General features: G+C 42.2%; 10 protein-coding genes, 1 pseudogene and 1 CRISPR repeat array (1 of these 12 cut by a window edge). Of the genes and pseudogenes, 6 read left to right on the top strand and 5 right to left on the bottom strand.

Going from position 1 to position 19,970, the window contains the following annotated elements:
• Window positions 1-142: 142 nt before the first annotated feature.
• Both NIES593_RS04090 and hslO read right to left on the bottom strand, forming a co-directional pair.
• Complete coding sequence (locus tag NIES593_RS04090; RefSeq protein WP_073598376.1) at window positions 143-2,077, bottom strand: chromosome segregation ATPase; 1,935 nt, start codon at window positions 2,075-2,077, stop codon at window positions 143-145.
• A 271-nt stretch (window positions 2,078-2,348) separates the two neighbouring features.
• On the bottom strand, window positions 2,349-3,248 hold the full coding sequence (gene hslO, locus NIES593_RS04085; protein ID WP_073598375.1) for an Hsp33 family molecular chaperone HslO: 900 nt from the start codon (window positions 3,246-3,248) through the stop codon (window positions 2,349-2,351).
• A gap of 487 nt (window positions 3,249-3,735) precedes the next feature.
• On the opposite strand from hslO, the gene NIES593_RS04080 reads away from it, so the two are divergent.
• The 3 genes from NIES593_RS04080 (at window position 3,736) to NIES593_RS04070 (ending at window position 6,748) form a co-directional block, all read left to right on the top strand.
• Window positions 3,736-4,782, top strand: coding sequence for a hypothetical protein (locus NIES593_RS04080; RefSeq protein ID WP_175561029.1), 1,047 nt, complete (start codon window positions 3,736-3,738; stop codon window positions 4,780-4,782).
• Between the two features lie 438 nt (window positions 4,783-5,220).
• Window positions 5,221-6,084: a 3-deoxy-7-phosphoheptulonate synthase gene (gene aroF, locus NIES593_RS04075; protein ID WP_073598374.1), complete on the top strand. Its 864-nt coding sequence runs from the start codon at window positions 5,221-5,223 to the stop codon at window positions 6,082-6,084.
• A gap of 388 nt (window positions 6,085-6,472) precedes the next feature.
• Entirely contained in the window at window positions 6,473-6,748 is a 276-nt protein-coding gene (locus NIES593_RS04070; protein WP_015143824.1) for a hypothetical protein, read from the top strand.
• 47 nt (window positions 6,749-6,795) lie between these two features.
• Here the strand turns inward: NIES593_RS04070 and cruG are convergent, their stop codons facing one another.
• Window positions 6,796-7,995, bottom strand: coding sequence for a 2'-O-glycosyltransferase CruG (gene cruG / locus NIES593_RS04065; RefSeq protein WP_073598523.1), 1,200 nt, complete (start codon window positions 7,993-7,995; stop codon window positions 6,796-6,798).
• An 8-nt stretch (window positions 7,996-8,003) separates the two neighbouring features.
• Window positions 8,004-8,939: a gamma-carotene 1'-hydroxylase CruF gene (gene cruF / locus NIES593_RS04060; RefSeq protein WP_073598373.1), complete on the bottom strand. Its 936-nt coding sequence runs from the start codon at window positions 8,937-8,939 to the stop codon at window positions 8,004-8,006.
• A gap of 274 nt (window positions 8,940-9,213) precedes the next feature.
• Between cruF and NIES593_RS04055 the strand changes: the two genes are divergently transcribed.
• The 3 genes and pseudogenes from NIES593_RS04055 to NIES593_RS25435 form a co-directional block, all read left to right on the top strand.
• The gene (locus NIES593_RS04055; RefSeq protein WP_073598372.1) at window positions 9,214-10,485 is read left to right on the top strand and encodes a GNAT family N-acetyltransferase; all 1,272 of its coding nucleotides are present in this window, start codon (window positions 9,214-9,216) and stop codon (window positions 10,483-10,485) included.
• 13 nt (window positions 10,486-10,498) lie between these two features.
• A complete protein-coding gene (gene ruvX / locus NIES593_RS04050; RefSeq protein WP_073598371.1) occupies window positions 10,499-10,945 on the top strand; it encodes a Holliday junction resolvase RuvX in 447 nt (148 codons plus the stop codon).
• A gap of 58 nt (window positions 10,946-11,003) precedes the next feature.
• A pseudogene (locus tag NIES593_RS25435) lies at window positions 11,004-11,477 on the top strand (transposase); the annotation flags it as partial.
• Here the strand turns inward: NIES593_RS25435 and NIES593_RS04040 are convergent.
• Complete coding sequence (locus tag NIES593_RS04040) at window positions 11,381-12,079, bottom strand: IS5 family transposase (protein WP_073598370.1); 699 nt, start codon at window positions 12,077-12,079, stop codon at window positions 11,381-11,383. The pseudogene NIES593_RS25435 and the gene NIES593_RS04040 sit on opposite strands and share 97 nt — an antisense overlap.
• A 10-nt stretch (window positions 12,080-12,089) precedes the next feature.
• Window positions 12,090-19,970: direct repeats of the CRISPR family, unit length 36 nt; unit sequence GTTTCCATTCAACTAATTTCTCTAATAAATAGAGAC; it runs 2,506 nt beyond the window's last position.

Raw genomic sequence — 19,970 nt, 5'->3', positions numbered from 1 at the left:
GAATGGGGAGTGTAGGAGGTGTGGGGAGTGTGGGGGGATGGGGAGACAAGGGAGACAAGGGGGAAACAACTAACAACTAACTACTAACTACTAACTACTAACCAATCCAAAATCCAAAATCCTTTCATCGAATCACTGGTTACTATCTAGAACCTGCTCTCGGATTTGGGAAATTGGTTTCCAGCAAAGGTGAGGAGGGTGTTGGGTTGGGAGCGGGGTTTAACATCTGCCGCCATGTCTGAATTTGTGCCCGTGCCGATTCGTAGGCGCTGCTTTCGCTGGGAATCCTTCTGGCTAAACGGATCGCTTCTTCTATTGAGGCTGAGTTTGCCAGGTTTTCAGCCATACTCAACAGTTGATAGCTCCAGCGATTGAGTGCTTGTGCGCTTTCTCCTCCTACATCTGTCGAAGATGGGATTCTCCTCAAAATATTCAATGCTGCTACTAAAGCTTCTGGTGTTCTCGCCTCTGCTACGATTATGGCTTCTTGATAATCTTTTTGCGCTTGAATTTCTTGCTCCCAGTCCCTAATATTGGCGCGTGCTTCTCGATAAAGCGCTCTTCCCCGTCCAATTTTTCGGGCTGCCTCTATAGCAGCTCCATAATCTTTGCTACTGGCTAGAGCGTTTGCTTGGTCTAGAAAGGGTCGGTCTTCTTGTTCCTCAATGATGCTTCTCCACTGACCGATTCTTTCCTGAGCTTTATTGTAGAGAGCGCGATTTTGGCCGATTAAACTTGCTTGAGCGATCGCTGCTTGCAGAGCAGGAACTGTACCGCTCATTGCCAATTCTTCGGCGCGATCTAAAATCGGCTGGTCTTCAATCGTTTGCACCTGACTAACCCAGCGACCGATTTCTTCTCGCGCTTCCCGATAGCGGGGATTGTCCCGTGGGATGAGTTCTGCTTGCGCGATCGCTGCGTTGAGGTTTTCGATTGTCCCCAGTTGTGCTAAGTTCTTTGCCTTTTCTAGAACGGCAACATCTTCAATCTCTAATGTCCAGCGACCGATTAAGTCTTGAGCAACTTGATAGAGAGGACGATTGGGTTCGATCTGTTGGGCGATGACAATCGCTGATTCTAAACTCTCAGCCGTTCCTATCTGCGCATCCGCTCCTGCACTGGCGATCGTCTGCCAGTCATTCGCTTCTTCCTTGAGACCGAGGCTTGCGGGAAGTCGGTCGGTAACGTCTAACAAAGTTTGCCAATCGCGTTTATCGATTAAGCCCTCGATATGCCCGACAATTTTTTCTTTTGCCTTGGCGATTAACTCTCGTGCTTCCTGATAGGCATAGCTGTTAGAGCCAATTTTTTCTGCATCTTCTACAGCTTTCAACCAATTGTCGATGCCGCCCCGACGAAGGGCTACGTAAGCACCATCGAGTTGACGACTTTCTTCTTGGGCGCGTTGGATTTCCTGGGTAAGTTCTCCGTATTTAGTGGTTGCCCAGTATTGATTTTCCAAATAGAGCAATTTGATAGCTTCGCGGAACGCCATATTCCATTCGGATTCTCTCAACCGTTCCTGCGCTGCGGCAAAAATTTTCTCGCCTTCAGACCAGGTAGACTGCCAGCTCTCGATCCGCTCCTCTACGAGGTTGTAGGCTTGGACGTTATTGGGAATTCTACGGGCAGTTTCGATCGCCGCGACCAGGCTACCTTCGTTAAACTCCTTTTCGGCGATGTTTAAGATTTCTTTTGCCCATTGCTCGACATTACTATCAATTTCCGATCGCAAGGGATGATCTTTAGACAGAGCTTCTACTAGGTTAATTGCGGCTAACAAACCGTCTACCGTCCCTTTTTCAGCTTCTAATTGGGCGCAATAAAGGCGCATCGAAGCCGAAGCGACGGGCCAAAAAATCCTCGGACAGTTCGGGGTTTTGGGCAGCTGCAACAACCAAGACGTAGCCGCAAATCCTATTCCTCCCGATGCCAGCACCAACAAAATTGCCCAAACTTGCCAACTCAGCTTGCCAAAAGTGTTTTGAAACAGTTTTCTTACCGGGTTGGCAGGGTTAAGCCGATCGCTTGCATGACGGATTTCTGTAGGTGCCAATTGTTCCCGATCTGTCCTCATGATTTACTCAAAATCTCTAAATTCATCCCACCACTGAGCAAGAATTTTTGCAGTTTCGCTTTTAGAATGAGAAGCTCTAAGAACTTCCAATAATATTTAGGTGGCTTTTTTCCTTTCAGTATAAAACTTAAAGGTTTTGCCACCTATTTATTTAAGTAATTATCCCTAAATTTTCCTAGGGAAGTAGATTGTGTTCGATCTTACCACGACATTTAGCGAAAGCGGTTTGAATTTTCGACTTCTTTACCAGTTAATTGAAGTTAGCGACACTTCAAACGGATTCTGCTCTTAAATCTTCGATCAACTGCGCTAGATGATCCCTACTGGCTTGATAAATCTCGCCACAGAACTGACAGGTGGCTTCTGCTCCATCGTCTTTTTCAATCATATCTTGGAGTTCTGCTTCTCCGAGGATCTTCAAAGCTCCCAAGACTCGGTTGAACGAACAAGGGCAATCAAAGCGTATCATCTGAACCTCTGGCAGGATGACTAGACCGAGGTCGCCCAGCAAGCGATTAAATATGTCAGGTAAAGTTAAACCTTGCTGCATCAGAGGGGTAAATCCCGATAATTGACCGACACGCTCCTCTAGGGTGGCTACTAACGCTTCGTCTCTAGCTGCTTTGGGCATCACTTGCAACAGGATTCCTCCCGATGCCGTCACGCCTTCTGCTCCGACGAAAACCCCGACTATTAAAGCTGATGGGGTTTGTTCTGAGGTGACTAAGTAGTTGGCGATATCATCTCCTACTTCGCCGGACACTAGCTCGACCGTGCTGGAATAGGGATAGCCATAGCCGATATCCCGCACGACATAAACAAATCCCTCGCGACCGAGCGCTCCGCCAACATCTAATTTTCCTTGCTCGTTCGGCGGCAATTCTACGCTGGGATTGTCTACATAGCCGCGTACCGTTCCGTCGAGTCCCGCATCGACTAATAATCCCCCCATCGGTCCGTTGCCTTTGATGCGAATGTTTACTCTCGATCCTTCGCGTTTCATATTAGAAGCGAGTAACAGTCCAGAAGTCATAGCGCGTCCCAAGGCGGCTGTTGCGACGTAGGAAAGTTTGTGTCGCACTCTTGCTTCTTGGGTCAAACGGGTTGAAATCGCTCCCACTGCTCGTATGCCACCATCTGCTGCTGTCGCCCGTATTAGTTGGTCTGCCATAGTTGATTTTTTGCCGATCGTACTTGATATAACTTAACAAATATTTATGCCTCAAAGCGGTCGAGGCACGGTCTCTAACCAAAGTATTAGGGGATGACTGAATCGGGGCGCGATCGCGTCTCAATTCATGCAGATTTAAGCCAATTGAGCTAAGTAGCAATCTTAATCCAAAAATTTCCCGCTCTTGATAATTCCTTTACATTTTCTTGAAAATAACTGACTCTAGTTTAAAGTTTTGATGAATCTAGTAAAAATACGTAGACAGTTACCCACTAAAGTGTTATCTAAGAATTAGAAAAAGATTTTTTTAGTCATTAAAAATACTAGATTTAGCATCTGTTAACTATAAAGATAGTCTGACTTCTTTCCATCTACTTGCTAAATCTTTATTGTCTTACTCGTTATCAATGTAGCATAGCAAAGGAGTTTATCTTTTGCATCAAGTTTACAAAATCAAAATGATTTTAGTCCCAAAATTTAGATAATAATGAGTGAAAAACTGCCTCCCCTAGTTAAAACTAAAAATGTCGAAAATAACATGGTTTTAGAGCTGAAAACTCAGCTAAGCTCAAAACCTTGGTGGAATCGTCCGCTCTGGGGAGATAAGAGTTTATTAGAGAAACTAATATGCAAGTTCAGCAAACCCGAAGTATCCGAAGAGGCGATACATTTACACAATCAAGAACTCTTTAACGCCCAACGCTTTAGCGATCTTGCTAAAGCCATTAATAGGGATAAGTTTGACTCTCAAGAGTTTCTACTTTTTGTCAAGATTAAATACTTACTGACTAGCAATTTAGATGGATATGAAAGATTGTCTGAAAGTGCACAACTTCTTGAAGCAGCACTTAAAACCAAAGATAGCTTAATGGTACTTTATCAAACTGAATTGCGTTATCAAACCTATAAACAACAGCAGTTTTCCAAGTTTGTTGAAGAGCTACTTTCTCAAGAATTAGACACAGAAAAATTTCGAGAGCGAGTTAAAGTTAAATTAACCGAGCTTCTCGGACAAATAAAAACTGAAGAAGATAAAATAGCTTTGCAAGCTTATGTCAAAGAGTTAAATTATCTTTCAAAACATGAGCTTGGATTAAAACTCTTTCTCTTGTTAAAAAGATATTATGCTGTCGATTACTCAATCTTGAGCAAAATCGCCGCAATAATCAACAGTCTTGGACAGAAAGATGTACAAGACCTAAAGAGATTAGTTTCTTTAGTGTTAGTTAATTATGAAGTCTTCAAAAAACTCAGAAAAATTATTGGTCTTTCTGAAGAACAAAACACCCCTGAGACTTATGCTAGATTGATTCAATATATTGAACTCAGTCACAAATATCAACTTACATTTTTGAAATTTCAGGAGTTAGAGTCGGTTCTTTGGCAATGGTGTAAACACTACCAAGCTATTCTCGCTATTCGTCAACAATATCCACCTAGCCAATACAAGCAACCGAAAGATTTTTCTCAAGAAATCCCCGGTTTAAAAATTTATCTAAAGTATAAAAATTGGTTAAGCGATCGCAAAGCTTAACTATTTACATGGGTTTGAATCCCTCACCTAGTCTAAGCAAGAATTTCGAAAGTGTATTGGTATTGACGATCGCATCCTTCTCTGCTAATCTAGGGGCATCGCAGGTAATACTATTAAATGCTTAACAGCAGTACGTCCTATTTTTATTTTTGGTTTATGTCGGTTCGCCAACGGTGAATCCAGTTCCTACTGGCAACCGATGGCGAACCGCAGAGTAAAATCTGCGGTTTTTTATTTTGTCTAAAACGCTCGCTCTCAACTTGAAGAAACGCAAAATGACGCTATTGTCGCACTATTTTTACGGTTTTTACTTTTTTTGGCCCAGACCAGTTCCGGGTAGCTAGAGTCGTGTAGCTAATTTCTTCGATCGCCTTGCCCGGAACCGAAATCGGAACCGGGCTTTTTAATTGCTCATTTTCGTAAAAGGAACTATTAACTATGTTGAATGCTAAAATCGCCCTCAAATCTCATCCCGAACAAAAAACCATCGTTCCCCTGTCCGATACCGTTGCTTTCGGCGGTAGAGAAATCGTCGTCATCGGTGGACCCTGTGCCGTTGAAAGTTTAGAACAGATGGAACGAGTTGCCAGTCGCCTAAAACCTACCCCCATTCAAGGGTTAAGGGGAGGGGTTTACAAACCGAGAACTTCTCCCTACACTTTCCAAGGATTGGGATTGGAAGGACTCAAGATCCTGGCAGACATTAGGCGACGCTATGGAATGCCTGTCGTTACAGAAGTAATGTCAATAGAACAAATAGAAGCGATCGCTGCCCATGTGGATATCTTACAAGTCGGCAGCCGCAATATGCAAAACTACGATTTACTCAAGGCATTAGGACAAGTGAATAAACCCATACTCCTCAAGCGTGGTCTGGCAGCTACCCTTGAGGAGTTTGTTTATGCGGCAGAATATATCTTGAGTCATGGAAATCCAAATGTAGTGCTTTGCGAACGAGGCATTCGCAGTTTTGATTCTTATACTCGTAACGTACTCGATTTAGGGGCAGTAGCTGCCCTCAAACAGATTACTCACTTGCCGATTATCGTCGATCCCTCCCATGCCGTCGGCAAGCGAGAGTTGGTCGCACCAATGGCAAAAGCTGCGATCGCGACTGGTGCAGATGGTTTAATCATCGAGTGTCATCCAGAACCGGAAAAGTCGGTTTCTGATGCCCGTCAAGCCCTTTCCTTGGAAGAAATGGTTGATTTAACCGACAGCTTAGAACCGATTGCAGCAGCTGTAGGACGATGCTTTCCAAAACTCGAACTTCCTGCGATCGCCCTTCGATCGTCGCTTTAAGGGTTAATACTATTTTTCATCCATTAATGACAGAGATGGTCGATCGCCCTCACCTCCAACCCCTCTCCCAAACTGGGAGAGGGGAAAAGAATAATGAATCCTTGGATTATTCTTAATCAACAAAAAAGATAAAAAAAATATAAAAAGGTGCTAAGATTTTGATTATTTAAATTGCATGATTTCAATGATTGGTACGAGTGATTAATCTATTTCTTTTACCTCCTTACTATCTTTATCCCCAGCTAAGGTTGGAGAGAAAATTAGAGATTTTTCTATATCTTGTTTGAAAAATCGTTAAGATGACAGTAGCATAATTATCAGAATTTTTTACTGGTAAAATAATAAGTTACTATAAGTTTAGTACAGCACTGTTTTCTTCATTACAACTATGATCGAATCATCTGTTAATGCAATTGATGAACCACAATTACCACGAGAAGAGAGGGTAATCCAACTAAAAAATGTCATAGAAACCCTACGCATCGCCGATGAAATTGCTACTCAAGGCTATTTAATTACTAGCTCCGAACTGGCAGATTTAATGGATATTAACGCGAGTGCCGTAACCAGTCGCGGCGATAATTGGTCGTGGCGAAATTGGGTTGTCTCGCGAGTAAGACGAGAAGGCAATCAAATCCTCTGGCAACTTGAAAGAGTCGATTAAAAATCGTGCGCGAGAAACAAACGACAGAAATATTTTCCCATGCTCTCTCAATCCCCCAAGCTATAAATTCGCCCTCGCCACTGGGTAGGTTTTTGAAAAGCAGAAATAAAAATCCGCAACACTGCCAACGGATCTGCCAAAGGAGAAAGCCAGAATAGCCATGCAGCAGGCGAGGGTTTTTCGCCTCGGTAGTAAGAAGGAGCGATCGCCCACAGGAGTGCAAAGCGAATGGCAAGTAAAAAAAGGTTCAATCCGACTGCTGCTTTTAAGGTAGGAAAAGAATATCCCAAACCCAGATAAATTAATAGAATCGCAGAAACAAACAGCGGCAATCCCTGCGTCGCCAACAGTAACCACAAATCGCCCCAGAGTTGACTAGAGGAAGCAGCATCTTTAAGATCGAGCGATCGCCCCCACTCCTGCCAAGTTTCCCTCGCCCCCTCATACATTCGCACTCGAATGACTTTAGCACCGTCTAAGAAACCCACTTTGAATCCTTGGGTAGCGGCGTAGCGAGCAAGGGTTACGTCGTCGCAAAACGAACTCGCCGCACTGCTATATCCTCCCAACTTCTCTAAAACCGAACGACGACAGAAAAAACACTGTCCGTTCGCCATGACTCTTTCCGGTGCTGGCTCCCTTACGCCTGCCGAGTCAAAGCGATACAGTAACGTCATCAATAGGGCGGGTTGCAACCACCATTCCCCCGGATGGCGGAGAATAAACTGGGGCGACAGCGAAACGAGATCGTATTCTTCTTCCTCTGCCGCTGCCAGCAAACTCGCCACTAAGCCGGGTTGAGGTTGCGTATCGGCATCGATGCCTAAAATCCATTGACTTTTAGGGGAACTGTTCAAAAAACCCGTATGTAGTGCCCAAGGACGACCGACCCAACCGCGAGGGAGGGGATCGTCCGTCATTAGGCGAAAACGGGGATCTTTTTGGGCGGCTGCTTTAACCCGTTTCTGCGTCCCGTCTTGGGAATGGCTATCGACAACGATAATCTCCCGCACTTCATAGCTTTGCCGACTCAAACCCGCCAGACAAGGATCGATTCGTTCTGCTTCATTGAGGGTAGGAACGATGATGCTGACCGTTCCTAACAGGTCTGGTGTGGGAGTTTTGGGTTCGAGGGGCGGGCGGCGACCGGGACCCCTCAAAAGACGGGAAAGAAGAATTGGGATAGCGGTTCCCTGGAATAGCAACAGTCCAAGGGAAATCGCACCCAGAATTTCTTTGCCCAGCAATCCAGCTATCACTTAGGCATGACTCCTATAGGGACTTTTACGGAGGCGATCTCGGTTATTTCCGTAGCGACCATTTCATCGGAGGATTGCATTGCAGCTTGGCTAGCCCCAGCGCGTGCCAATTGATAAAATGCGATCGCGGGCACTACTCCTAAAATGACCCCTAAGAAGATAGGAATGTAGATCCCAGCAGCCACGCTCATAATGGTGGCAAAGGCAAAGTTGCTGAGATATATAGCTAATGGCAGTCCCAATTGCGTCCGAGGCAGGGTTACGGGTTTTGCTTTCCATAGCAGAGTCGCTACGGTCATAAATACCGTTCCCGTTCCCAACCAACCAGCAAAGTTTTGATAGGGCATGCCAAAGAAAGCGCCCGGTTGCTCCCAAACCCAGAACGGCATAGTGGTTTGACTCATAGCGGGATCGAGAACGAAGTCCCAGGAAGTTAACATGGTTGCACCGAAAGCGATCGCGCCCACATACTGTACCCAATTCGGAATTTGACGGCTTGCCAAGCCCGCACGGGCGAGCAGATAGGCGCTAAATCCCAAATAGAACCAAGATAGGGGAATGGTAAAGGGCACTAAACCCGCCACCTTATAGCCCAAGCCGGTCAGATAGCGGTAGTGACCGAAGGGAAAGCCCGTACTCGTTCCCAACAGTTCGCTGCACAGAGACAGAGCGATCGCCGGCACCATAAACCCCAGCCAGTGCCACAGTCCCAAGGTTCGATAGGCGTAGACGGCAACGGCAGCCGTTGCTAAAAGCATGTAAACTACGCCACCCCCCGCCATCGACCAAGCAAAGGCAGTTTTACCGAATTCTGGCAGGTTGACGACAAATTCAGGATTCGGCAAGACGATTAATAATCCTGCCAAGCCAAAAGCCATCGATAGGATATGACCGATTAGTAAAAAGTGCTCAGCACTGATAATGGGTTTCATTAATTTGATATCTAGCGTTCAAATAGAGAGATGGATTAGTAATAGTTTACAAATCTTTATGAAAATAGGTAACGAAAATCTAAAAATCCTCTTAAAAATCTCGAGAACTAAAGACAACCTATGAAAATATAGACGCTTCGCCTCTTAACAAACGATCTTAGTAGTAAGAACCCAAAAGTGCCGATCGCTACCAAAATCGGTCGCCCCAAAAGTTTTGATAGACTGATAGAAATATAAGATAAAGGCAGTAGGCATTTCACCGAGCCGCGATCTGATGAACTCATTTCTTTCTGACACCGCCAAAATCCTCGTCCGTCCGGCACAGTATCGCGACTTAGAAGCGATCGAGGCTCTAGCCGCCGAGTCTTCCGAAGTCGAACGGTTGAGCGATCGCGCGAACCTAGACGAGCAAGTGCAACAACTCCGACGCTGGTACGGGCCGCTTAAGTTTTTAAGTCTTTTTCCCAATCCGTTTCAGTACCATTTTTGCGTTTACGTTGCCGAGCTAGTAAGTGCAGACAATCGCAACGCACACAAACTGCTGGGTTGGATTCAAGTTGCTCCTTTCAACAAAACTCGCAGCACCTGGCAAGTAGGTCGGGTATCGATCGCGAGATCGGGCGATTGCCCGGTGGTAGATCCGCTAGCAATCGGTTCGCAACTGTTACGCTACTGTTTTGAAACCATTTGGGAAGCAAGAACCTGGGTTCTGGAACTCGATGTCAACGAAAAAGGTGCTTTGGCATTATATCGACACAACGGTTTTCAGCCGTTAGCTCAGATGACCTATTGGTCGCTCGCTCCCGATTTGCTAGCAGAGTTGGCGCAAAACGACCCGGACTTGCCCAATCTGCTGCCAATTAGCAACGCAGATGCTCAATTGCTCTTCCAATTGGATTGTGTTTCGATGCCGCCTCTGTTGCGTCAAGTCTTCGACCGTCACGTCCAGGACTTTAAAACCAGCTTTGTCAACACGCTGCTGACAAAATTCAACCAATGGTGCCATCGTACCGAGACGATTAGCGGCTACGTTTTTGAACCGCAGCGCAAAGCAGCGATCGGCTATTTTCAGTTAAATTTGCAGAAAAATGGTTCTCGTCCCCATCAAGCTAGACTGACCGTTCACCCAGCCTACACCTGGCTCTATCCCAAGTTACTCGCTCAAATGGCACGACTGGTAAAAGATTTACCGTCTCAAGAACTCGAACTGGTATCGGCAGACTACCAGCACGAACGGGAAGAGTATCTAGAAAAATTAGGAGCGCAAAGAATAGCGCATACGTTACTCATGTCTCGTTCTGTATGGCACAAATTAAAAGAGACGAAACCAGAAGGGTTGCAGTTGTCAGAAATGCTTCAGGGATTGCAAGCAATTCCTCGTACTCCAATCCCTAGCAGAATGTCTTGGCAAAAAGTGCCGTTTCAGTCGCCGCCAATCACCTCTCATCATCCAGAAAGTTCGGAAATTCCCTCCAACTCGTCGTCTAAAAATGGGAAAACCTCTGACGGATCTTCAGAGGGATCGGATATCAATCCTCAATTCTGAAAAAGAGTCATTGATGTCAAAAATCTCTGCCTTGGGATTGGATGTGGGTAAAAAGCGGATTGGCGTGGCGGGGTGCGATGGGACGGGGTTAATCGCCACCGGCATAACTACCATCGAGCGAACCTCCTTCGAGCGAGACCTAGAGCAGCTCAGGCAACTCGTCGAGGAACGAGACGTCCAGATCCTGGTCGTCGGTTTGCCCTATTCGATGGATGGCAGTCTGGGATTTCAGGCGCGGCAAGTACAAAAATTTGCTCGGCGACTATCGAAAGCCTTGCAATTACCCGTCGAATACGTTGACGAACGGCTGACCTCTCTAGAAGCCGAACAGCAGTTAAAAGAGCGCAAACAATTTTCTAGCCGCGACAAAGGGGCGATCGATCGCCTGGCTGCTGCGATTATTTTACAGCAGTGGCTCGATAGCCGTCGCTCTAGTCAGTTATCAGTCACTAGAGAATGAGCGCGAGGAAAAAATTACCTTTAATGTCAAAAGAAGGCTGGCACTCTAGCCGACAGGTCACATCCCGTTGGACTATCGGTTTGACGAAAAGTATGTCGATGGAGCAACCAAGAACGACCATTTCCGTGCCATGCTGGCAAGGGCTACAGAACGGGGATTTACTCCCCAATGTGTGGTGTTTGACAGTTGGTACAGCAGCCTCGACAATCTCAAACTGATTCGAGAGTATGGTTGGGTTTGGTTATCTCGGCTCAAGCGGAATCGGCACGTTAACCCAGATAACACTGGGAACCGTCCTGTACACGAGGTTGCCATTGCTGCGACTGGTACTGTAGTACACCTCAAAGGGGATGGGTTCGTCAAAGTCTTCAAGATCGTCACTCCAGACGGTGACATTGATTACTGGGCGACCAATGACCTCAAGTTAGGTCCACTTCAACGGCTACAATTTGCCGAGTTTGCTTGGGCAATTGAGGAGTACCATCGAGGACTTAAGCAGTGTTGTGGAGCCGAACGTGCCCAGGTTCGTTCAACTACCCAGCGCCTCGGCAAAACTTCAAAACCGTTGGCAGAGTCAGAGCATAGAACGGTTTCAAGAACCCAGCCGTATATATCCATCACTAAACGCATAAACCCCTCACCTCGATAACCACTATCGACCCAAATTTTGATGAGACGAGAAAATTTGGTTTTCATTTGATGTCCGAGAGCAAAAACCAATTTAGCCCCTTCTCGTTCTGGCAAGTTAGCTGCAGTGACTACCACGACCATTAACAAGCCCAAAGTATCAACCCAAATATGCCGTTTACGTCCTTTAACTTGTTTACCTGCATCATAGCCAACTTCAAGATGAATCATGGTTGCTGTTTCTACCGATTGGTTATCTAAAACCGCAGCCGATGGGCTTGGATGACGGTCTTCTATGGCTTGTACCCATTGTCGCAACTGTTCATGAATTCGCTCCCAAGCACCATTTATACGCCATTGCCGGAAATAATGGTAGACCGTTTTCCATTTTGGGAAATCATGAGGTAACAATGACCAGGCACATCTAGCTACCAGAACATAGAAGATAGCATTAATTACAGCACGCATATCCACGGTTCTGGGACGACCTCTAAAACCCCGCCCCATAGATACTAATGTTTCCATTCAACTAATTTCTCTAATAAATAGAGACTGATATCCCTGAAATTTACCATGGAACCGCCAAGCGGGGTTTCCATTCAACTAATTTCTCTAATAAATAGAGACAATGGATATTCATTTGAAGGTTGTCAAGAGAACGGCTAGTTTCCATTCAACTAATTTCTCTAATAAATAGAGACCTCCGGAGATGAACTGAGAGACTTACTCCGATTCATGCTAGTTTCCATTCAACTAATTTCTCTAATAAATAGAGACTCCAGCATGCAAAATTTCCTATTGGTAGCATCTAATCGGAAGTTTCCATTCAACTAATTTCTCTAATAAATAGAGACTGGAGAAATCCGCGTGCGCGGAGAGGACTTAATCGATTTACTGTTTCCATTCAACTAATTTCTCTAATAAATAGAGACAACCTATGGCGTTACACTGAAGGACGCCAAAAAGGCTTCGTTTCCATTCAACTAATTTCTCTAATAAATAGAGACTACTACCGGACGACTCAATTAATTATGTATATTCATTGAGTGGTTTCCATTCAACTAATTTCTCTAATAAATAGAGACTTCTTTTGCAGTCGGTGTGCCACCGAACCCTTTCCCTGGTTTCCATTCAACTAATTTCTCTAATAAATAGAGACAAACTAGACTACCTGAAACCCAAGTAGCCTACTTGTTACGGTTTCCATTCAACTAATTTCTCTAATAAATAGAGACTCGATCTTCCATGCACGGTCGATATCGGATATACCACGTTTCCATTCAACTAATTTCTCTAATAAATAGAGACTCAGCAACAGCTAGTTCGTTGACCGTATCAATAAAAGGTTTCCATTCAACTAATTTCTCTAATAAATAGAGACCTATATCAATTGGGGAATCAAATAAGAGAAGTATCTGTTTCCATTCAACTAATTTCTCTAATAAATAGAGACATTTTGACGACTCCACACGGGCATCCTGTGCGATAGGGTGTTTCCATTCAACTAATTTCTCTAATAAATAGAGACACCTCATGGAGTCGTCCTGCGCCGCCGAAGTTAAGGCAGTTTCCATTCAACTAATTTCTCTAATAAATAGAGACGACCAAACGGGACTTTATTCGGAAATATACCCGTATTTCCTTGTTTCCATTCAACTAATTTCTCTAATAAATAGAGACCGCGTTGAACTCCACCGGACATACGCTGGTTGTCCAAGTTTCCATTCAACTAATTTCTCTAATAAATAGAGACGAGCCAAACAAAATGTTAAACATTGTTGAATTACTAGAGTTTCCATTCAACTAATTTCTCTAATAAATAGAGACAGCCCAATTTGGGGGACAATATGGGCTGAACATGCAGAAGTTTCCATTCAACTAATTTCTCTAATAAATAGAGACACGGGGAGAGATTGGAAAATCCCTACATAAGGAAATATCTCAAGTTTCCATTCAACTAATTTCTCTAATAAATAGAGACTCTCTACTGCTTGTAGTTTGTGCCACGTGCATAGATGTTTCCATTCAACTAATTTCTCTAATAAATAGAGACGGAAAAGAAAAACAATGACTACTCAAGCAACTCTATCTAGTTTCCATTCAACTAATTTCTCTAATAAATAGAGACTGAAGGATATTCAATGGACGGTAATACCGTCTACTACGGGGTTTCCATTCAACTAATTTCTCTAATAAATAGAGACGGGGTTGACATTGAGATAGAATAGTCTCTCTCACCCCCAAGTTTCCATTCAACTAATTTCTCTAATAAATAGAGACTCGTTTTATAGAAGCCGATTACGTTAGGTAAGACGTAAGGGGTTTCCATTCAACTAATTTCTCTAATAAATAGAGACAGTTCCTACACCCGAAACCCCGTTACCACTTATGCAGCTACGTTTCCATTCAACTAATTTCTCTAATAAATAGAGACATGACAGCTATTGTACCACATACCGCAGCCGCAATTTCGTTTCCATTCAACTAATTTCTCTAATAAATAGAGACCACCCCGTACTTGGGACCCCGTACTATCGGAAATCTTGTGTTTCCATTCAACTAATTTCTCTAATAAATAGAGACTCGAGACAGCGGATGGTGTAAGGGAAGTGCGATGTCTGTTTCCATTCAACTAATTTCTCTAATAAATAGAGACTAGGATATAAATTCACCACACACGCCGTACCTATTTTACGTTGTTTCCATTCAACTAATTTCTCTAATAAATAGAGACTTCCACCGCGTATGGGCTGGGAATACCCCCCGCCCGCTTGGGGTGAAGTTTCCATTCAACTAATTTCTCTAATAAATAGAGACCTCAAAAACTGTATTCTATTTGTGCCTTAACTTCGGCGGTTTCCATTCAACTAATTTCTCTAATAAATAGAGACTACGTAGTGAATAACGGCGTTCTTTTCTAACCAATCTAATTCAGCTTTGTTTCCATTCAACTAATTTCTCTAATAAATAGAGACGCCGCTGAATCCGCCGAGTCGTTGTACCTTGTGTACGTTTCCATTCAACTAATTTCTCTAATAAATAGAGACGGGACTTCAAGACCACAGAGATTCGTTGGCTGGTTCCCACGTTTCCATTCAACTAATTTCTCTAATAAATAGAGACACGTTCTCTCTAAGGGGTTTATTTCGCGTTCTAGGGCGGTTTCCATTCAACTAATTTCTCTAATAAATAGAGACAGTTGGAGTTAGACCAAAGGTTGATTGACCACCTTGAGTAGTTTCCATTCAACTAATTTCTCTAATAAATAGAGACACCCCGTACTTGGGACCCCGTACTATCGGAAATCTTGTGTTTCCATTCAACTAATTTCTCTAATAAATAGAGACCTGCGGCCGTTCGCCACCAGGGTCAACACCTCGCGCTCGCGGTAGGTTTCCATTCAACTAATTTCTCTAATAAATAGAGACCAACGGATTGTATCTAGGTTCCTTCAGGGTACTTAACGGTTTCCATTCAACTAATTTCTCTAATAAATAGAGACCGTCCGTCGTTGGTATCTTCACAGGAACCAAAGTATCCCGCTGTTTCCATTCAACTAATTTCTCTAATAAATAGAGACGTAATGTCCCCGAAGGGAGTGTTGAGTTACTATCCCGTTTCCATTCAACTAATTTCTCTAATAAATAGAGACACGACGTAGCGGCTCAATTCCAATACACTGAGAATGAGTTTCCATTCAACTAATTTCTCTAATAAATAGAGACATTAATACTCGACTCTATCCTATAACCCCAACAAAACCCCAGTTTCCATTCAACTAATTTCTCTAATAAATAGAGACTGCTGCGGCATGCCTGAGTGAATCAATCTGGTCTCTGTTTCCATTCAACTAATTTCTCTAATAAATAGAGACAACGTACTCCGGCCTTCACCGGTATTGTCGTTCCCTCCGTTTCCATTCAACTAATTTCTCTAATAAATAGAGACCTTCCTGTCACAGTACAAGAAGACGGATCAACCACGAGTTTCCATTCAACTAATTTCTCTAATAAATAGAGACAATAAGGAATCCTTATGTTTTTATTCACTAAGTCAACCATAACGTTTCCATTCAACTAATTTCTCTAATAAATAGAGACAATATTCAATCAATTCTAGAACAAGCGGCTCAATCTAATGAGGTTTCCATTCAACTAATTTCTCTAATAAATAGAGACTACACAAAGCAGGTATTCTCCACGGCGATTTATTTGAAGTTTCCATTCAACTAATTTCTCTAATAAATAGAGACTAAAGACCGTTGAACCTGATACTTTCTATACCAGTAAGTTTCCATTCAACTAATTTCTCTAATAAATAGAGACCACCCCAAGCGGGCGGGGAGTGGTACCGGCCCATACGCGTTTCCATTCAACTAATTTCTCTAATAAATAGAGACTTCAGGTTATTCTTGTCTGTAACAAAATCTGGGAACTTGAATGTTTCCATTCAACTAATTTCTCTAATAAATAGAGACCCGTTGAACCACTGTACCTAGTGTACAATAACCCTAACGACGTTTCCATTCAACTAATTTCTCTAATAAATAGAGACAAGAATTGACTAATCTTTTCCGTACCAGCAGTGTAATTTATAAGTTTCCATTCAACTAATTTCTCTAATAAATAGAGACCCGGCACACAATTGCCCCCTGCCTACCGAAGGAGGGTGCGAGTTTCCATTCAACTAATTTCTCTAATAAATAGAGACCGAAGAGGTTAAGCGCGCTGAAGCTTGGCTAGAATCCCTGTTTCCATTCAACTAATTTCTCTAATAAATAGAGACCGGAGGAAGAGATGGAACGGAAGTCCTACACGAAGGAGTTTAAGTTTCCATTCAACTAATTTCTCTAATAAATAGAGACGATAACGCAGAATTCTTTGATAAGAATACTTACCAAAGTTTCCATTCAACTAATTTCTCTAATAAATAGAGACGTCCCCGCTAGGAGAACTACCAGTTACCGCCTCTCAATGTTTCCATTCAACTAATTTCTCTAATAAATAGAGACGGGGAAGAGTTAAAAGACCTCTTCAGATTCATGCGTTTCCATTCAACTAATTTCTCTAATAAATAGAGACACAACAAAACCGTCTAAGTACATCATGGTTAAAATCCTTGTTTCCATTCAACTAATTTCTCTAATAAATAGAGACGAAGAGAGAGACATAAAGAGTGTGAAGAGAGTGTAAAGAGGTTTCCATTCAACTAATTTCTCTAATAAATAGAGACCACTATCAATCCCATGTTTCAGCCTTACTCAAGTACATGTTTCCATTCAACTAATTTCTCTAATAAATAGAGACAACAACAAATCAAAGGAGATAAACAAATGACTCTTTGCTGTTTCCATTCAACTAATTTCTCTAATAAATAGAGACAACAGCATTAGTGCCATCGAGAGCCAGCCGACAGGGGAATTGCCATTCAAAGTTTCCATTCAACTAATTTCTCTAATAAATAGAGACTCCACTCAACTAGTTGACCGAAATTACTCGGTCATTTTTTATGTTTCCATTCAACTAATTTCTCTAATAAATAGAGACTATATAGGTGAAAAAATGAACATTGACTTCTACTGCTTAGTTTCCATTCAACTAATTTCTCTAATAAATAGAGACCAGGTACTGACTTTCATTGACGAAAGATACGGACTAGTTTCCATTCAACTAATTTCTCTAATAAATAGAGACAAGGTGGATGCTATTCGCACCAGCGATGAATACTCCGTTTCCATTCAACTAATTTCTCTAATAAATAGAGACATAACGGCCCTACCGATTGGGACTATTTATATAAATCACAATTAGGGTTTCCATTCAACTAATTTCTCTAATAAATAGAGACGAGTAGGCTGTTAACTGTTGGTTGACTTGTCTATCGGCTGTTTCCATTCAACTAATTTCTCTAATAAATAGAGACTGTGTGTATTATCCAGCCGCACAAGCGCCTCATTAAGTGTTTCCATTCAACTAATTTCTCTAATAAATAGAGACTTGAAACCTATGGGCAAGGACCCGCCGACGGTCTTGTCTAGTTTCCATTCAACTAATTTCTCTAATAAATAGAGACACCCCCTTAGAGAGAACGTATGGGGGTTGAACACCCCTCAGGTTTCCATTCAACTAATTTCTCTAATAAATAGAGACAGTTGTCCATATAACAGGATAAACTTCTAAGTAAAGCCCGTTTCCATTCAACTAATTTCTCTAATAAATAGAGACAATCTTTCCCTAACCAATTTATCCACGCGATTATGGTATGGGATGGGTTTCCATTCAACTAATTTCTCTAATAAATAGAGACGAATCTTGGTTAGATTCTATCCTCTAGAGTTTAGCCCAAAGTTTCCATTCAACTAATTTCTCTAATAAATAGAGACGCGCTATCCCCGCTTTCGCCGATATGATTCTAAGAGGCTATCCCGTGTTTCCATTCAACTAATTTCTCTAATAAATAGAGACATTAAAAATGCCCGTAGCAGCCTATGAAAGTGAATGTAGTTTCCATTCAACTAATTTCTCTAATAAATAGAGACGATATAAGCAAAAAACAAACAAGGAGACAACAGCAATGAGTTTCCATTCAACTAATTTCTCTAATAAATAGAGACTAAAAGACCTCTTTCGGTTCCTACTAATGGGGGTTGATATTGAGGTTTCCATTCAACTAATTTCTCTAATAAATAGAGACCTTGGGGTACCTTCAGGTTCTTCTTGGTGGAAGTTTCCATTCAACTAATTTCTCTAATAAATAGAGACCCATATCGAGTATATCCTGCGCCGTGCAGGGTATTTCGTGTTTCCATTCAACTAATTTCTCTAATAAATAGAGACACAAGAAGAAATACAAAGAGGCACTTAACTTAATAAGCATCCTTGTTTCCATTCAACTAATTTCTCTAATAAATAGAGACATAAAGGTTTTTAATAACCAACGATAAAATTTCCTTGTTTCCATTCAACTAATTTCTCTAATAAATAGAGACTTAGGCGGGGTCTACACCGCCTGGGATATGGCAAAATGGGTAGGGTTTCCATTCAACTAATTTCTCTAATAAATAGAGACTCGGTAGGTTGTGTATGTTGGTAAATTGCTTGACGCCGTTTCCATTCAACTAATTTCTCTAATAAATAGAGACAAACCAATGACTACTACCTTTACTTCCACCAACACTATGTTTCCATTCAACTAATTTCTCTAATAAATAGAGACAGGACTGGATAGCTTCCGACGGCGGGAAGTCTTTAACCCAGGTTTCCATTCAACTAATTTCTCTAATAAATAGAGACCGGAGATATACTATATAAATATAGAAATAAACAAACCAACGTTTCCATTCAACTAATTTCTCTAATAAATAGAGACTATTCATGGAAAAAGGGCGCAACACTACAAGATGTAGTATCGTTTCCATTCAACTAATTTCTCTAATAAATAGAGACTCGCCAAAAAATGGAAAAAGATTGTGCTTCTCCCAAGTTTCCATTCAACTAATTTCTCTAATAAATAGAGACGGTGCTAAAAGTACCGTACATATCACCGCCCGCATAGTTTCCATTCAACTAATTTCTCTAATAAATAGAGACTTTGGTATTACTCCATAGTACGGGGTGTGATTTGGATCACAGGATTGTTTCCATTCAACTAATTTCTCTAATAAATAGAGACTAACGCAACCGCAGAATTACTGGCGAAAGCTCTCGCCAGGTTTCCATTCAACTAATTTCTCTAATAAATAGAGACTCAAGATTGTTCAGCATCTATCCCCAATATCATTTTTTGTTTCCATTCAACTAATTTCTCTAATAAATAGAGACTTGGGGATTACCAAAGAACGCGTTGCCCAGTTGCATAGGTTTCCATTCAACTAATTTCTCTAATAAATAGAGACCTAGGTAACAAAAAAAACCTACTCGATTGAGTAGGTTGTGAGTTTCCATTCAACTAATTTCTCTAATAAATAGAGACTTTGTCGAGTTCCAAATCGAACAGGAGTTGTCTCTATGTTTCCATTCAACTAATTTCTCTAATAAATAGAGACGTCTAGACGCGGAAGTCACTCTCAAATTAGGAGCACACTGTTTCCATTCAACTAATTTCTCTAATAAATAGAGACCTCACTACCGAACGTTCTACCTACTATTGGAGACTCGTTTCCATTCAACTAATTTCTCTAATAAATAGAGACGGGAAGAACTTAAAACACTCCTATATGAACTAACCCGGTTTCCATTCAACTAATTTCTCTAATAAATAGAGACGGATAGAGTATGGATTTAATCAAGCAGTTTACCGATAAACATGTTTCCATTCAACTAATTTCTCTAATAAATAGAGACCAGGGATATGGCGGAGTGGGTAGGGTCTATCTCCTACGTTTCCATTCAACTAATTT

Source organism: Hydrococcus rivularis NIES-593, assembly GCF_001904635.1.
Taxonomy (GTDB): Bacteria; Cyanobacteriota; Cyanobacteriia; order Cyanobacteriales; family Microcystaceae; genus Hydrococcus; species Hydrococcus rivularis.
The sequence above is the reverse complement of the archived record's forward strand: the minus strand, read 5'-3'. Positions and strand labels throughout refer to the sequence as shown.